This is a genomic window from Leptospira koniambonensis, assembly GCF_004769555.1.
Taxonomy (GTDB): Bacteria; Spirochaetota; Leptospiria; order Leptospirales; family Leptospiraceae; genus Leptospira_B; species Leptospira_B koniambonensis.
The window spans coordinates 300893-318767 of sequence record NZ_RQFY01000006.1 but is presented as its reverse complement, the minus strand read 5'-3'; the positions used below and the strand labels follow the sequence as shown (position 1 = coordinate 318767).

The following is a 17875-nucleotide window of genomic DNA, read 5'->3' as shown; positions in this document are numbered from 1 at the left end:
AGTACGTATTGTCATTATTAACTGCAAAAAATTGCGCCAGTCACCGTACAACTCAACGATCGTCCTTGATAAATATTAGCCGTAGAGCAAGCCGTTGTATTGCTCGTGTTTGCTGATTCATATGCTTTCGTCGAATAGACTCCACTTAATCCGAGACTTCCGGATAATGTGTTTGCAAATCCATTCGCCGGTACTATAAAAACAAGCGTTTTAAGTTTATTGCCAGATAAACAATTTGCCCCACTAAATATTTCCACCGTTACTTCTTCACCTGCTGTTAAGCTTAGTGCGCCTCCGTATACTGTCACTGAATAATTTGACGGAAGTAAAGAATACATCAGCAATCCTTCGGTATCGCTATCCATTCCACCATCTTTCTTACAAGTAACTAGTTGCGAAAGAAATGCCAAGACAATTAAGACCGCCTTTATTTGCGATCGATGATTTTCTTTTCTCATTATTTTTCCTTTGATTAATTTATTTTGATGTAAATCTTATTTTTCGCTTTTTCAATATTCATTCCAGAATGGTTTGTTGCTTTCTAGTTTTACTTTGGCAAAGCCTTCCCGTATTCCTTCAATGGTGCTGCAACTTCTGAACATAATTTATCAAATATTAAAACATTATGATCTGAACCTATATCCTTCATAAACACAGTCTTGAATAGATCATGGTAATCGGCCAACCTCACATAGAAAGGTCGCCACTTATTCGAAGAAAGTATATTCATTTCTATTTCTGGGCAGAGTATAATCGCTTCACCCTTCTTTGCTTGAATTCGGAGAGGCATTAATCCTCCTCCGAGTCTTCTTTTGAAATCAAAAAAATCCAACTCTGCATCGTATTCTCCAGGAGTTACGAAAAATATTCCAGACAAACTATACGTTTTTTCATTGTCGTTTAACTTAGGAGGATTCTGACCATTTAAACGCACCAATGATGCATTCGTTTCCACAATCAGTACGCGATTCTTAACATCCGAAGCTTTTTCATCAAAGCTTGCTATCTTCGGCTCGGATAATTGCAATGTTCCGCAATTAGATAAGAACAATAATATTAACAAAGAAACTATAAAGTGTTTCATCTTCTTTCCTTTTTAGTTAATTCTATGTATTGCACTGGATTTTTAAATCCATACATTTCATTATTCTTATAATCGATATATAGTGCGATTGGTGCAAAGGGTAAGAAAAAATAATTCACCCAATATGATAATCTTAAAGAAGTCTCGATCTCGGATTCATAGGTTTCATAACCGTCCGCTTCCAGTCTTAATTTCTGCGGTTCTTTGTAGGATAAATGTAGAATGCTATTAGTATTACCTTTAAGCTCCCCATTCACATAAATCTTAGCAGGAATCTTTGAGCCTATAAAGATGCCTTGTTTACCTTCCAACCTGCGAAACGTATTTGTTGCGCAGGAAATCATTAGTAGGGAAAAGAAGATTAAAATGATGTTTCCAATTCGCATAATGTTACCTCTCTTTAAATAAATATTCTGCGTCTTTCAATGGAATAGAATATCTCTTCTATCTATTAAATCTCATGATCACTTTTGTTTGCTGAAGAGTTAATATTATTTGATTCTGTTTCTATTTTAAAATCATAACCTCCAGTTGAAGAGGGAGAGAAATCAACTTTATAGGCCCGCGACTTTCCACAGCCAATAGCCGTCCATTTCTCAGTCACTTGCTGCTCATTACTTATACTATCCGATACCTCGACTTCTAAGACTTCACATGATAATTGACTTCTTGCGGTTTTTAATAAAATCATATAAGTATCTGTTGCCATTGGCACAATTAGTGCGTAGGTGTATCTTTTGCTAAACTATCTCTTACTACAGTCTTACCGGTAATTGGCGGACGTGATGCGCAACCTGCAATAGCAAAAAATAATATTGGTAAAAATATTAATTTCATCGATCTTATTTATTATCCCATTCGTTTAATTCGGAATTGGCGCACCCCGACAACTTTTATCACTCCACCTACCAGGTTTTATCGGAAAATCTCTACAATCTTTTCGTCCATAAACAAGATCCATTACTGCACTTGGTGGAACTTCTATGTATTTATGTAAATCTTTATATGTCTCAGTTACCGGAAATTTGATTCCGCTAGCAATTAACGTATCGATTAATTTTTCTTTATATGGTTGTAATTTGGAATGTACATCTCTAATTTCAGCAGTCTTCGCCAAACCTGGGAGATCTTGTGTATAGCCGTGTTCTAAAAGCCAAATAGCTATATCAAAACGGCCCATTAAACCAATTGCTCCTGCAGGAGCAGAATCCCTTCCGGATTGAATATTAATATCTTCAATGTTTTTCTCACGCAAAGACGCTAAAATCGCAAAGGGTTGGGTGGAAGTTACAATATATTTCTCTTTTTCGGAAGGCTCATCCAACAGGGTTTGAAAGAATTGGACATCACGCGCAGATCATTGCTTCCAATTACATCAATTATTGTAATTTCTGGAGGCCGCATCTCGCCCTGAACAAGGACTCCCCATGCGGTCGAACCGTATCTATCAGATTTCCAGGTGCAAAACTTATTAAACACAAAGTCCTCGGTGGCCTTCACCACGCCTACTTCTGGGATAACGCTGCTTACTATGTCTATTACGTTATACTTGTTTACTATTTCCTAATGCATACTATACAAGCGACAGTTTTTGGCTAGGGCACTTTTAGGCCTACTAAAAATGCCCTAGCCCGCTTAATCAAAGCTAAGGCCAATTTCGCCACCATTCGGATTTTGATAGAGGCAAGCCATACATTGCTTTTTCGTTAACATCGCATACAATCTTTTCTGAATTGATCATTTTATTGCACTGAATAGAGAACTCATCGTCCTTCGAAAGATCTTCAACGATAGGTACAAATGGGTAATAGAAAGATGTTCTTGGATCAGCAGCTTCTTGGTTTCGTCGATCTCCGGCGAGGCAAGAGGAAAACGTCATAGAATCTTTAGTTGAAATATAATTGCAGATCCAGTAATGCTCAAATGGATACTCTCGTTCGTCCGCCGGTATTTCTTTCATTTTCTTTCCCTTGTATTTGACATCAATTTTCTTACGAATTTGTCCTTTGCCATATAATAGAGCCTTTTCATCAAAGAAAATCATCTTCAACGGGAAAAAATAAACGGGATGCTCCCGCTTTATATCGCTACTATACGACAGATAATAAAATTGCATTTCAGGTTCATATGATCGTAGATCAGTTGCAAAAGCAAATACTTGGTAGCCGAACATATCTCCGAAAAGGCGATCGACATCATTTCCCTCTGGAAGTTTTTCGGATCGAACGAGTATTGGAAATCCAGGGTAAATATGACCTAATTCTTTTGTTTTGGATTTTCCGAATATGTTGCCATAATATTGATGGATTGTTGATTCGTTAGTTGCTACCTTAACCGTATAGCTATCACAACCTATTAGTAAAAAGTAGAATAAAAAATAATAGGTTCTATTCATCTAAATAACTCCATTCTTTTGTTTTCTATCCAATACATTTGAAGAATGTAATTCTTTTCGTATTGATTTAGTGGTGATCCTTTTTTGGTCACGATATTTCCGTATGGATCTACAGCTAAATAGTCCTGCGATTTGAGTCTATTTAGCTTTTCAATCTCACTGAAAATATCTTTCGATGGATTTTTCGCGGTGTTAGCGGCCAGTTTATCAAATTCACTCATACGCAGCTCTTTTTGTTCCGAATAAACGTAGTTGTCTGTTATCGCCTGACCAGCTGCCATTGCCCCATCCTTTTAGGATGAATTCATATATTTCTATAATCACAATAGAACTCATTTGGCTTTAGCAAAGGATACTCCTGTTCCTTCTGAAAACCTTGCGAGGCCGCCTGACAGTTACGTAGAACTTGTTTCTACTCCCGTTTTGCGCGGGCTATATCACACATATTCTTACAAAAAAATCGCTTAATTCTCGTTTTCCGCGCCCTATTTCTTATTATAACCCCTCAATTTTACGAAATCCTTGAGCATATTATCCGTTATATTAAAGCAAAATGTATGCTATTTTAGTTTTGGCGAAGCTCAACCTACTTTATAAAATAGTAAATAGAATCCTCATTTTGCGGTCCTTCGGGTATATCTATTTTATAGTAAGGACCAAAGGAGAATTTTTTCGATTTTGCTTTCATCGACAACAGCTTATCCTGATAAGTAAAAGTCTCTCTTTCATCTTTATATGAAAAAGATTCAGCCAACATCATATTTTTATTTTCCCACATTACCGAATAAACCGCGTCGTTTGTTCTAAATTCTTGATGAAAGACTTTTGCATCCTTAATGAAGATAGCTTGATCAAAACTGACTTTTTCAAGGTATTTTTTTCTTTCTTCAGGCAATCTGAAATATTCCTTCTTGCTAATTTGGCAACAAGCCAAAGCCACCAAAACTATACTATTAATTATAACAGACCGGAACAACATAGTAACCTCCATTATAGCTTCGATCCTGGCAATTCTGTCTCTGAGAATTTTTAATATTTTCTTCCCTGGTTTTCATATATTCTAAATATGCTTTTTGGGTTCCCGCTAATGTAGGATTAATTGTAATAACAGGAGAAGCCGATTCACTCAAGGTTTGGTAGCTAAAGCTACCAAATGATATCAACATGGTGCATCGCCGGATTTCCGCTGCGATCCCTGTCGCTTTAGTATTTCACTATTCTTCATTCACTCAAAAACTATCTTTTATGTTTTTCTCACGCAAAGACGCTAAGATTGCAAAGGGTAAGGACAAAGCTCCCAACATTGAGTATCACCTAACTCACGTTTTCCGCGCCCTATTTCTTATTATTACCCCTCAATTTTACGAAATCCTTGAACATATATCTGTTATATTAAAACAAAATGTATGCTATTTTAGTTTTGGCGAGGCTCAGGATGGTCCTCCAGCTGCTGCTAGCGCATTAAAATTACTTAAATCCCACTCTTTACCATCGCTGTCTTTGACTTTTGGAAGTTGCTTTGGGGGCGACTCCTGCTTCGCAGGACCGGGCTCTACGCTACAATCAGCGAAGCACCATTATATTTATTTAATTTCATAATTTATTCTATCAACATGGTGCATCGCCGGATTTTCGCTGCGATCCCTGTCGCTTTAGTATTTCACTATTCTTCATTCACTCAAAAACTATCTTTGATGTTTTTCTCGCGCAAAGACGCTAAGATCGCAAAGGGTAAGGACAAAGCTCCCAACATTAAATATCACCTAACCCACGTTTCCCGCGCCCTATTTCTTATTATAACCCCCTCAATTTTACGAAATCCTTGAACATATATCTGTTATATTAAAATAAAACGTATGCCATTTTAGTTTTGGCGAGGCTCAGAATGTTTCACATTATTATATCTTCTAATAAATTCTGTACCCCTTCTGTAGACAAATTCTCAGGAATATTTGAAGTTTCTAACTCTAACGTTAACTAATTTCATTTCTCAATTCATGTATCAAGGTGTAATCGAATTCGTTTAATATCTTATATTTCATGATCCACTTTGTTCGATGATGGATTAATGCTGTTAGGTTCACTTTCAATTTTGAAAGTATAACTTCCATTCGAAGAAGGAGAAAAATCAACTTTATAGATCTGTGATTTCCCGCAACCGATGGCTGTCCATTTCTCAGTTATCTGTTGCCCATTAAGTAAGCTCTCCGATACCTCAACTTCTAATACTTCGCATGATAAATGCGCTCTTGCAATTTTCAGCAACGCCATATAAGTATCCGTTGCTAATCTTGCTTTTACAGATGTTTTTCCTAAGATAGGCGGCATAGGTGGTTCTGTAATTGGAGATACGTTATACATAACTCCACCCCTTGGGCTCGGAAAATAGCTCACCGTATATGGTTGCGACTTACCGCAAGCTTTAGCTAGCCAAATTTCAGTCGCTGCCTTTCCGTTTAAAAATACGTTGCTTGTAATAACTTCCACTGACTCAACTCTCTCACATTCGAGCTGTCTTTTTGCCATTGGAACTATTAGGGCATACGTATCTTTAGCTAAGCTATCTCTTGCTACGGTCTTCCCTATGATTGTGGGCCGAGAAGAGCAATTTGATATAAAAAGAAATATTATAGTTAACAGTAAATATTTCATTGTTTCTATTAATTTCATTTCCCGTTTAATCCGGAATCGGTGCACCCCAGCAACTTTTATCATTCCATCTCCCAGGTTTTAAAGGGAAATCTCGGCAATCTTTTCGCCCATAAACTACATCCATAAGGGCACTAGGCGGCACTTCTCTATATTTGTGCAAATTTCTATATGTCTCTGTAACAGGAAATTTGATTCCTTTTGCAATTAACATATCTATTAATTTTTCTTTATTTGATTGTTGCGTATTTACTCCACGATTTTCCGCTCTCACTGCCAATCTCTGCAAATTATAATTATAGCCATGTTCTAAAAACCAAATAGCTATATCAAAACGTCCCATTCCACTAATTGCGCTTTCAGGCGCAGATTCTATTTCGGAATGAATATTTATATTCGCTCCAGCTGAGACCAAAAGTTTTACATGCTCAAACAATCCGTATTCTGCGGCAGCAATCAGAGGTTCTTTCGGCGATCTTTGTCCTTTGGGAGCATTTACATCTCCTCCATATTGGATTGCCAATTTCAAAAATTGAATATCTTTAACCTGAGATGCAAATCTCATAGCTGACCAACCTTCGTAAATTTGGCTAAAATCGTTACCCTGCGCCCCTTGCAATCCTCCCAACTTTCCATTCCCAAATCCATGCCCTGTCCCTGACAGATTTGGATCTGCGCCGACTTTAAGCAATGTTTCAAACCCTTCAATATTATTTGCGCATAGTGCCCAAATTAACATTGGTATCTTTTCCGGTTCTAAGTAATTAGGATTTGCACCCTCTTGTACAAGCTCCGCAACTTTTCCGGTCTTGCCTTGAATCACAGCTACTACTAGTTTTTGAGCTAATGGCTTACTATATGCTTCGCTAATATTACATCCTGCACACCTTAGCTTCGTAGAAGCGCATGAAACTTGAATTATCGAAAAGCATAAAAAACCAAGAGTGATTGTTAATAATTTTCTATTAAACATCATTACCTATATTTCCTTTATCTTGCATTTCTTGTCGGCCTCGCCATTTGGTAGAAGCTATTTAACATTACATTATTTGAGTGTAACTGCACCTGAGTTGTCAACGACTGTTGTTGCCACCAACTTACTTCATTATTTCCAATGTATGGTACCACACTCACAGGAGTTCCTATAGATTGCGGTAATAAAGTATTATATTTAAAGTTTGTTCCAAAGGCATCGTTTATTGTTTCTAGATAGCTATTTATTGGACCTGCCAATGCACTACTTTGTGTATTTGTCAATATATCTCCCTGTAAGGAGTATGCTGTAATCCTTTTATCAAGACCATTTATACTTCCATCTAGATTCGAAATAACACTTTCACTCACTCCTGCCGAGTTAAACGTTATTGCTGATGATTTAGGCAATACGCTTGCGGCTACTGTTGCGAGCCCCCCACCTAATGAATGACCAGTGAAATTTATATTATATCCAATTGATGTATTGGATAATGCCTGTGCTAAACTTGCAGCTTCTCCATATTGTGAAGTTTTTATGCGAGCAGCGTTTCCAGCGTCAGTACCAAGGTCAGATAAGCTATCCATTTCAGTTCCCCGAAAAGCCAAAGTATATTGTCCCGTTTTTGTATCTCGGAATAATTCCGCATGAAACCCAGATTTTTCATTATTGAAACTATCGATTACAGTTTTAGGAATCCCCATTTTTTCCATTTGTTCTTTACCTATCCTTTCCTGCCCGATAGTTTTCAGAACTTCTTTCATAGCTTTAATCTTCTCTTGCTCACCTAATTCAGTCGAATCAAAATTAATATACGCTCCATCTGACATTATATCGGCTTTGTATGCCGCAACAAACTTAGCTAATTCCAATTTCCCTTTCGGATCATTTAACAGGACATCTAATCCTTCTCCTATTCCGTCTAAACCTTTTGCTTCAGCATTTGAAAGAGCTATGTTTTTTAGTTTTAATGCTAACTCTGCTCTCTTATCAGGATCAGCAAGTATAGCTACGATCTCTTTTGCTTGTTGTCCGACCTGTGTGATTTTGGCCGCATCTTGAAATCCTGCTTCTAATTTTTTTAATTCTGCGGTTGTTTCATTTGTTACCTTTCTATCAAACCAGGCATCCCCTATCGCATCGCCAACTTTAATTAGGCCGTCTACCGTTGCATTCCAAGCAGTTTTCAGACCATCCCAAGCGGATCCTACAATTCCAAGTGTTCCTTCCCACAATCCCTGTGATTGTGCACGGATCGCTTTCTGATCGTTCTCAAACTTCTTATACTCCTCATCAGTCATACCGCCGATAGACATTGCTTTGTTTTTACCAACATCTCCAAAGAAGTTATTGTTATAAGTAGATGTTCCACTAATTGAATCGTATGTTAAAGCTGTTGCTCCATTCGCATTTACAGTTCCTGTATACCCTTGTGTTAAATTATTATAAGAATAACTTGCGTTGACCCCCATATATGCTGGTGTGCTCGCTGTCCATGTATCTCCTCCAAAGGCTGTGTGGCTATAGTCTATTCCCATTTGCGAGATCTTTTGGTTTGGACTTTGAGAGATTCCGGCTGATTGTCCAAATCCTCCGTTCTTATCATAGCTTAAACCAAAGTTAAGCGATCCGCCATACGATCCTTCCGTTTTTTCTCCGAGCCCTATTCCTATTCCTGCATTCACTCCGGTAAAGCCGCTATTATCGAAATTCATTCCTAATGTTCCAGTAATTCTATCGTTACCTGCGATTCTTGTTTGTAGTCCTACGCTGCCTGAGATCGCATTAGTGTTTGCATTCCAGGATATACTTCCTCCTATTCCGAGACCCTTCTCACCATATCCCCCACCAACGCTTACTCCGAATCCGTCCTTATAACTATAAGACATTTCATACGATAATGATCCGCCAGTCATCCCTTGTATGTACGCATTTCCAATGTTAGCCGCTCCGGCTACAAATCCAAGTGCTCCACCTTCGAATGCACCTTGCGTTGCTTTATATGCTGCAAATGCTACCATTCCCACAGGCCCAGTCACTACTGCTGCAATCGCTGCCGCTGCATCTATTGTATCCTTATTTTCGTGCATGAAATTAGCAGTGTCGGATTTGATATTTTTAGTCTGGTCTACTGCATTTTGCGTTACTTCCATGATCTTGGGAGCCAAGTAAATTGCCCAAGGTCCTGTGGCTAAGGCTGCCATTGCTCCTAAACCATATATAGCTCCCTGTGTATAAAGCTGAACCGCTGACCCTACTGCATTTGAAAAGCCGTCGCTATTTAGTTCTTTTCCTTTTGCTTCTAAAGAGTCGTATTTCTCTTTTAATTTTAGAGAAGTATAGAATTGATTAAAGTGCCAGTCTCCGAAGACGCCTCCTTCTGTAGGTCCAACCAAATATCCGGAACTCATGGCATTTTGTTCCATAAACTTCTTATCTGATGCACTTGCTGCCATGTATTGAGGATCACTTAGTAGGCTTCGCAATGCTCCTTGGGATGCCTGCATTACTTTTGCCATTGCGACTGGGTCAAGTGCTGCTATCTTCTCTTCTCTGTTTTCTTGGTTTACTGGATCGTAAGTCTTCTTGAAGTCCTTATCCAGTACGCTAATTGCAAGCTTAACCATTTGTTGGAGTTCTGCGGTGGATGGTCCTCCATCTGCTGCTAGCGCGTTAAAATTACTTAAATCCCACTCTTTACCGTCGCTATCTTTTACTTTTGGAAGTTGCTTTGGGGGCGACTCCTGCTTCGCAGGACCGGGCTCTACGCTACAATCAGCGAAGCACCATATAAATTTTATTTAATTTAGTGACTTCTGTTATCAACATGGTGCATCGCCGGATTTTCGCTGCGATCCCTGTCGCTTTAGTATTTCACTATTCTTCCCTTTACGAAAAAACTATCTTTGATGTTTTTCTCGCGCAAAGACGCTAAGAGCGCAAAGGGTAAGGACAAAGCTCCCAACATTGAATATCACCTAATTCTCGTTTTCCGCGCCCTATTTCTTATTATTACCCCTCAATTTTACGAAATCCTTGAGTATATGATCTGTTATATTAAAACAAAGCCTCCACTATTTTAGTTTTGGCGAGGCTCAGCCAATTTTAAAATTGGACAAAGTCATTTTAAATAATAAAAAATAGAATCCTCCGTCTCTTCTTTTAGGTTTACCTTTTCTCTATAATAAGGATCGAAAGCATATCTCTTCATTTTAGCCTTCATACTTAATTTTCCGTTCTGGTAAGTAAACACTTCGCTCAAATCAGCATAAGTAACTGATTCGGCAATCAACTTCCTTGTTGCCGACCACGTTACCGAATAGTTAGAATTTTCAAAATCAAATTGCTGGTGATAAGACTTCGTATCACCATCATACTCTGCCTTCTCAATACTAACTTTCGTTATGAATTTCTTTCGAACTTGAGGGAGTTCAAAAGTTTCTCCTTTTGCCCCCTGACAACCTATTATAAACGCTATTAGTAAATTAATAGCTATAACATACCGGAACGACATAGTAACCTCCATTGTAACTTCTATCTTGGCATCTGCTCTTTTTCGCATTTTGAATATTTTCCTCTCTAGTCTGCATGTAATCCGAATATGCCTTCTGAATATTCGGCAATGTCGGATTGATCGCGTAATTAGGAGCCTTGGTCACAGACTCTGAAATCGTCTGGTGAGCAAAACCTCCGACAGTCTTCATTGTTTGGAAACGCTTAATACTCTCCATTTCCGCATAACCATCCGAATGCCCACGATACATGAGAGCTTTCTCTGCAGTCCTCAGCATAGCCCGGTAATTTCCTTCCTCTCCGAACGCTCTTGCCTGATCTAATAGTGACATCTTTTCAGAATATGATTTGTTAAAAGAATCCCTTTCCATTTTTTCCTGCCGCAATTTGTTTGTATGCAGTGCTACTTCATCATTATGATCTCTATATTTCTGGTTTATGCTCGGGTCAACGGCATCTCCGATTGTGGTATCATACGTCGTTTTGCCTTCCATCGAATCCAAAAAGCCTTTCCGCTTTTTAATCAGGATATCAAGACCGCCGTTCACATCGTTAAATTCCCGTTTCGCCTTCTTCTCTTCCCGCATTAAAAGATCATCCATGAGACGAATTGCATCTTTCGTGTCGTAGGTCTCAGCTATTTCCTTTAACTTTTTCTGCATTGCATAACCTTCAGCACCCATTTCAAGCATTATCCCGAAGGCCCCTAGTATTCCTTTTGCTCCGGTATAAAGTATCTTACCTATTTCCTTTGCAGTTCCCAAAACCCCATCTAGCAATCCACCTGTTACTGTATCCGCTATCTGATTTTTTACATTCAACTTACTCTCTACTTCATCATGAATTGTTCTTTTATTCGAATATTTTTCATAACCATCATCATTATGTACCCAGATACCAACTTCGCCTACAAAGTAAGTGTGGAAGTCCTCTACCTCGAAGTTATAAACTGTTTCTTGACGATTGTCTATTTCGATCGATTCGATTTCAAGTGTCTCTCCGCTTGCAATTAGCGTAATATCTCCTGACTGTAGATCCTTGGCTTGTCTCCATTCCGAGTTCTCGATTCCAAAATTCTGTCCTTTGGAATCCGATTTTAATCTTCTAAATGGATGGTTCCAAGTAGTCTCAAGAATACTTCCATCCACAAATACTACCTTGTAAATCGTATCCGCCTGGCGAATGAATGTTTGTATAACTCGTTTGTAACCGTGCTCTCCGGTTTTATCACTCTTCGTGAAAACTATATCACCTACTTGGATCGTTTCAATTGATCTTGTTCCGTTAGCTATATGAACTAATGTCCCCGCCACAAAACAGACTCTTACATGGAATTTTCCGTCACTGTCTATATAGCCTAAGTTATCCGAGCCACCTTGGCTATATAGTTTATCATACAACCAACCAGAAGTGTTCTCCCAAAGTCCTATTCTCGAACCGTCTTGTTGCAATCCTAAAGCGCGCATTTCTTCCGCATTCTTCAACAGAATATCTTCCGTACTCAAATTCACATCATCTGGATGACTTTGCTTCCAATCTTCTGCAAACTTTTCTTTCCCTTCTGCCAATTGTTTCGATTTCTTGGTTTTCTGATCAACGTATTCATCATACTGATCTTTCGTCATAGCTCCAAGTGCTAAACCTTGTGCTTTACCCATATCTCCGAAGAAGCCTTTGTTATAAACTGCATCTCCGCTAATTGAATCATAAGTCAATGCTGTCGCTGAATTGGCACTGAGAGAAGCAGTATATCCTTGCGTTACATCGTTATACGAATACGTTCCGGTTATTCCTGCTACGGATGGGGTTGTCACACTGTAAGTATTACCACCCCAAGCCGTATGATTGTAATCAAAGCTGGATTGTGGTGCAAATTTGTTTGTATTCTCTGAGATTCCTGCTGACTGTCCAAATCCATCATTCCGATCATAACTTAAGCCTAAGTTCAAAGATCCTGCAAAATTACCGTTTTTGTCTTGGTTTCCGAGACCTATCCCTACGCCTGCACTAACTCCTGTAAATCCTGTATTGTCGAAATTTACTCCTAGGTTCCCTGTAAATCTTCCACTTGCATCAAATCTATTTTGTAACCCCACGCTTCCGTTTATAGATCCTGAGTTTGCGTTGTAGCTTAAACTTCCGCCGATCGCAAGTCCATCCGCTATCCTATATCCACCACCTACACTTACTCCGAATCCATCCTTATAACTATAAGACATTTCATACGATAATGATCCGCCAGTCATCCCTTGTAAGTAAGCATTACCTATGTTAGCCGCTCCGGCTACAAATCCAAGTGCACCGCCTTCGAATGCACCCTGTGTTGCTTTATATGCTGCAAATGCTACCATTCCCACAGGCCCAGTCACTACTGCTGCAATCGCTGCCGCTGCATCTATTGTATCCTTATTTTCGTGCATGAAATTAGCAGTGTCGGATTTGATATTTTTCGTCTGGTCTACAGCATTTTGCGTTACTTCCATAATCTTAGGAGCCAAGTAAATTGCCCAAGGTCCTGTGGCTAAGGCTGCCATTGCTCCTAAACCATATATAGCTCCCTGTGTATAAAGCTGAACCGCTGATCCTACTGCATTTGAAAAGCCGTCGCTGTTTAGTTCTTTTCCTTTTGCTTCTAAAGAGTCGTATTTCTCTTTTAATTTTAGAGAAGTATAGAATTGGTTAAAGTGCCAGTCTCCGAAGACGCCTCCTTCGGTTGGTCCAACCAAATACCCGGAACTCATGGCATTTTGTTCCATATACTTTTTATCTGATGCACTCGCAGCCATGTATTGAGGATCACTTAGTAGGCTTCGCAATGCTCCTTGGGATGCCTGCATCACTTTTGCCATTGCTACTGGATCAAGTGCTGCTATCTTCTCCTCTCTGTTTTCTTGGTTTACTGGATCGTAAGTCTTCTTGAAGTCCTTATCCAGTACGCTAATTGCGAGCTTAACCATTTGTTGGAGTTCTGCTGTTGATGGTCCTCCATCTGCTGCGAGTGCATTGAAATTACTTAAATCCCACTCTTTACCGTCGCTATCTTTTACTTTTGGTAATTGTTTTGGACCTTCATATCCGTAGATTGTATAGTTTGGAAGGATCTGTTGTTGAGGTTGTCCATCTGCCCCAACTGTTTGTCGGATCAATAGATCTCCTACAGGAACAAATCCATCTCTCATTACTTTTTGAGTTAACTGTTTTCCAAGATCCTTATTTGCTGCGCCTATTGTTTCTTCATAGGTTTTTGGAATATTATAGAGGCTGTCCAAAGATTGTAATACTACAAGCTTCTGTGACCTTTCTTCCATCTCTTTACTCATGTCTTGGAACTGTTTCAGATTGGAATCGTCCAGTTTTTGAGTTTTGACTTGGTCGATGAAGAATTGTACGTCTTGGTATGCTCCTTGATTGATTAGGTTATCATCAAATTTACTTGGAGCACCCGCTAAAACTTTATTCAAGATCGCGTTTGCGTTCAGCTCTACCCCGACTTCTGTTGGTAGATCTTTTTTATAACTTTCGATCAAACTTTGGATTTGTTTGTATGCTTCTGCAAGCTTATCAGTATCGCTTTGATCTTTATATGTAGAGATAAAGTCTTTTTCCCAAGCTGCTTTTTCTGAGATCATTGTGGCAATTTGATCTACGTGAGCTTTTTCTCCTTCAGCGGCTTTTTTCTTGAACTCTGTTCTCCAACTATCCCAACCTTGGTTAAAGGAGTCCTTTGGCCGCGCCCCTTCGGGTCAGGCTCTACGCTACAATCAGCGAAGCACCATTATTCTTTTTTTATTTATTACTTTATGATATTAACATGGTGCATCGCCGGATTTCCGCTGCGATCCTTCGCGGGTTCTAAAAGAAATATCTTTCTTTTATCCCAAACCCCCATGTAAAACTGAAGCCTCATTCATTTTCTCACACAAAGACGCTAAGATCGCAAAGGGAAAGGACAAAGCTCCCAACATTGGACATCACCTAACTCACATTTTCCGCGCCCTATTTCTTATTATAGCCCCTCAATTTTACGAAATCCTTGAACATATATCTGTTATATTAAAACAAAACGTATGCTATTTTAGTTTTGGCGAGGCTCAACCTACTTTATAAAATAGTAAATAGAATCCTCATTTTGCGGTCCTTCGGGTATATCTATTTTATAGTAAGGATCAAAGGAGAATTTTTTCGATTTTGCTTTCATCGACAACAGCTTATCCTGATAAGTAAAAGTCTCTCTTTCATCTTTATATGAAAAAGATTCAGCCAATATCATATTTTTATTTTCCCACATTACCGAATAAACCGCGTCGTTTGTTCTAAATTCTTGATGAAAGACTTTTGCATCCTTAATGAAGATAGCTTGATCAAAACTGACTTTTTCAAGGTATTTTTTTCTTTCTTCAGGCAATCTGAAATATTCCTTCTTGCTAATTTGGCAGCAAGTCAAAGCCACCAAAACTATACTATTAATTATAACAGACCGGAACAACATAGTAGCCTCCATTATAGCTTCGATCCTGACAATTTTGTCTTTGAGAATTTTTAATATTTTCTTCCCTGGTTTTCATATATTCTAAATATGCTTTTTGGGTTCCCGCCAATGTAGGATTAATTGTAATAACGGGAGAAGCCGATTCACTCAAGGTTTGGTAGCCAAAGCTACCCACTACTTTTACGGTTTGGAAATGTTTTATACTTTCTAATTCTGAAAATCCGCTGGCATGACCGCGATACATTAATGCTTTCTCAGCCGTATGGAGCATAGAGGAATAGTTACCTTTCTCTCCAAACGAGATAGCCTCGTACATCAGTGCCGTCTTTTCATGATAAGCCGATTTTAAAGCATTCCTTTCCAAAATATCAGAAGCGAGTTCGGCTCTCTGATAAACTACCTCCTTATTGTGATCTCTATATTTTTGATTTATACTCGAATCAGCTAAATCTGCCGCTGGATTCGTAATATAAGTTGTTTTGCCTTCCATAGTATCCAAGAATTGCTTTCTCTTGTCTATCAAATGATTCAATGCTCCACCTACATCTTGAAACTCTCGTTTTGCTTTCTGTATTTCCCTTTCCAAGAGATCATTTACTAATTTTATCGCATCTCCCGTATCATAAGTTTCAACTATTTCTTTCATCTTTTTCTGAAATTCATAAGCATTAGCACCTACTTCAAGCGCTATACCTATATAAGATAACGCTCCTTTCATTCCGGAATATAGGATTTTGCCTGTCTCTTTAGCGACTCCGATTAAACCATCCAGTAACCCTCCTGTCACTACATCCGTTACATGGTTGCGAATGTCTAGCTTATTTTCAATATCTTGGTGTATTTGCTTCTTATCGGTAAATTTATCTTTCGTTTTACCTGCATCCGAATCTCCATCTCCTCCGCCCCGGACCTCTACTCCTGTTGATCCATTTACGGTTTTCGGTAATGATAACCCCCCTGTCGATTTTCCTTCCATTCCTCCATCCCCGAATAAACCTCCGAAACTATTTATTAAGGAGCCTAATGTTCCAATACCAATATTTGAGATCTCTGATTGATTTACTAAACGATAATTCCCACCAGTCATTCCATCCCAAGCATCACCAAAGAAACCTGTAGTCTTATCCCACAGCCCTTGTGATCGTGTTCTTACTTCTGTCTGATCATTTACATATTTATCATACTGATCTTTCGTCATAGCTCCAAGTGCTAAACCTTGTGCTTTACCAACATCTCCGAAGAAGCCCTTATTATAAACTGCATCTCCGCTGATTGAATCATAAGTCAATGCTGTCGCTGAATTGGCACTGAGAGAAGCAGTATATCCTTGCGTTATATCGTTATACGAATACGTTCCGGTTATTCCTGCTACGGACGGGGTTGTCACGCTGTAAGTATTACCACCCCAAGCGGTATGATTGTAATCAAAGCTGGATTGTGGTGCAAATTTGTTTGTATTCTCTGAGATTCCTGCTGACTGTCCAAATCCATCATTCCGATCATAGCTTAAGCCTAAGTTCAAAGATCCTGCAAAATTACCGTTTTTGTCTTGGTTTCCTAGACCTATCCCTACACCTGCACTAACTCCTGTGAATCCTGTATTGTCGAAATTTACTCCTAGGTTCCCTGTAAATCTTCCACTTGCGTCAAATCTATTTTGTAATCCTACGCTTCCATTTATAGATCCTGAGTCTGCGTTGTAGCTTAAACTTCCACCAATCGCAAGTCCATCCGCTATCCTATATCCGCCACCTACACTTACGCCAAAGCCTTCTTTATAACTGTAAGACATCTCGTAAGAGAGCGATCCGCCACTCATCCCTTGTATGTACGCATTTCCTATGTTTGCAGCTCCGGCTAACGCTCCTAATACTCCACCATCATAAGCTCCTTGTACCGATTTATAAGCGGCAAACGCAATCATTCCTGCTGGGCCTGTCAAGACTGCTGCAACTGCGGCTACTGCGTTAATTGTATCCTGGTTCTCATGGATGAACATACTCGCTTGGCTTGGGCTGATCATACCCAAGGTCGCTACACTTGTTAGTGTTCCTGCTGCATTGGCAAAGCCATCCCCTTTCATGGACTCGCCCTTCTGCTGCATTTCATCGTATTTCTCTTTTAACTTAAGAGGAGTATAGAATTGGTTAAAGTGCCAGTCTCCGAAGACGCCTCCTTCGGTTGGACCTACTAAGTAGCCGGATGACATGGCACTCTGTTCCATGAGCTTCTTATCGGAAGCGCTTGCCATCATGTATTTCGGATCACTAAGTAAGCTTCTTAACGATCCCTGTGCCGCTTGCATCACTTTGGCCATGGCCATCGGATCTAAGGCTGCGATCTTCTCTTCTCTGTTCTCCTGGTTGACTGGATCGTAAGTCTTCTTGAAGTCCTTGTCCATCACGCTGATTGCAAGCTTAACCATTTGTTGGAGTTCTGCGGTGGAAGGGCCTCCATCTGCTGCAAGTGCATTGAAATTACTTAAATCCCACTCTTTTCCATCGCTGTCTTTTACTTTAGGTAATTGTTTTGGGGGCGACTCCTGCTTCGCAGGACCGGGCTCTACGCTACAATCAGCGAAGCACCATTACTCTTTTGTTATTTACTACTTTATGATATTAAGATGGTGCATCGCCGGATTTTCGCTGCGATCCCTGTCGCTTTAGTATTTCACTGTTCTTCCCTTTACGAAAAAACTACCTTTGATGTTTTTCTCACGCAAAGCCGCCAAGATCGCAAAGGGTAAGGACAAAGCTTCCAACATTGAATATC

At 39.4% G+C, this 17875-nt stretch carries 16 protein-coding genes; all 16 read right to left on the bottom strand.

What is annotated here, in order from left to right:
• Positions 1-17: 17 nt before the first annotated feature.
• The gene (locus EHQ52_RS14935; RefSeq protein WP_135615979.1) at positions 18-458 is read right to left on the bottom strand and encodes a hypothetical protein; all 441 of its coding nucleotides are present in this window, start codon (positions 456-458) and stop codon (positions 18-20) included.
• An 89-nt stretch (positions 459-547) separates the two neighbouring features.
• Positions 548-1084: a hypothetical protein gene (locus EHQ52_RS14930; protein WP_135615978.1), complete on the bottom strand. Its 537-nt coding sequence runs from the start codon at positions 1082-1084 to the stop codon at positions 548-550.
• Positions 1081-1470 carry a PEGA domain-containing protein gene (locus EHQ52_RS14925; RefSeq protein WP_135615977.1) on the bottom strand — a complete coding sequence of 130 codons (390 nt, stop codon included), beginning with the start codon at positions 1468-1470 and terminating at the stop codon, positions 1081-1083. Before EHQ52_RS14925 ends, EHQ52_RS14930 begins: the two co-directional genes overlap by 4 nt.
• A gap of 65 nt (positions 1471-1535) precedes the next feature.
• Positions 1536-1793 carry a hypothetical protein gene (locus tag EHQ52_RS14920; protein ID WP_135615976.1) on the bottom strand — a complete coding sequence of 86 codons (258 nt, stop codon included), beginning with the start codon at positions 1791-1793 and terminating at the stop codon, positions 1536-1538.
• Positions 1794-1946: 153 nt separating this feature from the next.
• Positions 1947-2408 (bottom strand): hypothetical protein, encoded by a 462-nt coding sequence (locus tag EHQ52_RS14915; protein WP_135615975.1) that lies wholly within the window; start codon positions 2406-2408, stop codon positions 1947-1949.
• A gap of 321 nt (positions 2409-2729) precedes the next feature.
• Entirely contained in the window at positions 2730-3479 is a 750-nt protein-coding gene (locus EHQ52_RS14910) for a hypothetical protein (RefSeq protein WP_135615974.1), read from the bottom strand.
• Positions 3476-3760 (bottom strand): hypothetical protein, encoded by a 285-nt coding sequence (locus tag EHQ52_RS14905; protein WP_135615973.1) that lies wholly within the window; start codon positions 3758-3760, stop codon positions 3476-3478. Before EHQ52_RS14905 ends, EHQ52_RS14910 begins: the two co-directional genes overlap by 4 nt.
• Positions 3761-4065: 305 nt before the next feature.
• Positions 4066-4374 (bottom strand): hypothetical protein, encoded by a 309-nt coding sequence (locus EHQ52_RS14900; protein ID WP_135615972.1) that lies wholly within the window; start codon positions 4372-4374, stop codon positions 4066-4068.
• Between the two features lie 58 nt (positions 4375-4432).
• Positions 4433-4645, bottom strand: a complete 213-nt coding sequence (locus EHQ52_RS14895) for a hypothetical protein (protein WP_135615971.1) — start codon at positions 4643-4645, stop codon at positions 4433-4435.
• 865 nt (positions 4646-5510) lie between these two features.
• Positions 5511-6149, bottom strand: coding sequence for a hypothetical protein (locus tag EHQ52_RS14890; RefSeq protein WP_135615970.1), 639 nt, complete (start codon positions 6147-6149; stop codon positions 5511-5513).
• Between the two features lie 7 nt (positions 6150-6156).
• Positions 6157-7104: an ankyrin repeat domain-containing protein gene (locus tag EHQ52_RS14885; RefSeq protein ID WP_135615969.1), complete on the bottom strand. Its 948-nt coding sequence runs from the start codon at positions 7102-7104 to the stop codon at positions 6157-6159.
• Positions 7105-7118: 14 nt separating this feature from the next.
• Positions 7119-9728, bottom strand: coding sequence for a Tle-like phospholipase domain-containing protein (locus tag EHQ52_RS20200; RefSeq protein WP_135615968.1), 2610 nt, complete (start codon positions 9726-9728; stop codon positions 7119-7121).
• A gap of 494 nt (positions 9729-10222) precedes the next feature.
• Positions 10223-10615 (bottom strand): hypothetical protein, encoded by a 393-nt coding sequence (locus EHQ52_RS14875; protein ID WP_135615967.1) that lies wholly within the window; start codon positions 10613-10615, stop codon positions 10223-10225.
• Entirely contained in the window at positions 10587-14243 is a 3657-nt protein-coding gene (locus EHQ52_RS20285) for a polymorphic toxin-type HINT domain-containing protein (protein ID WP_244244910.1), read from the bottom strand. Before EHQ52_RS20285 ends, EHQ52_RS14875 begins: the two co-directional genes overlap by 29 nt.
• A 467-nt stretch (positions 14244-14710) precedes the next feature.
• The gene (locus tag EHQ52_RS14865; RefSeq protein WP_135615966.1) at positions 14711-15019 is read right to left on the bottom strand and encodes a hypothetical protein; all 309 of its coding nucleotides are present in this window, start codon (positions 15017-15019) and stop codon (positions 14711-14713) included.
• Positions 15020-15077: 58 nt separating this feature from the next.
• Positions 15078-17528 (bottom strand): hypothetical protein, encoded by a 2451-nt coding sequence (locus tag EHQ52_RS20195; RefSeq protein ID WP_208653513.1) that lies wholly within the window; start codon positions 17526-17528, stop codon positions 15078-15080.
• Positions 17529-17875: the final 347 nt, after the last annotated feature.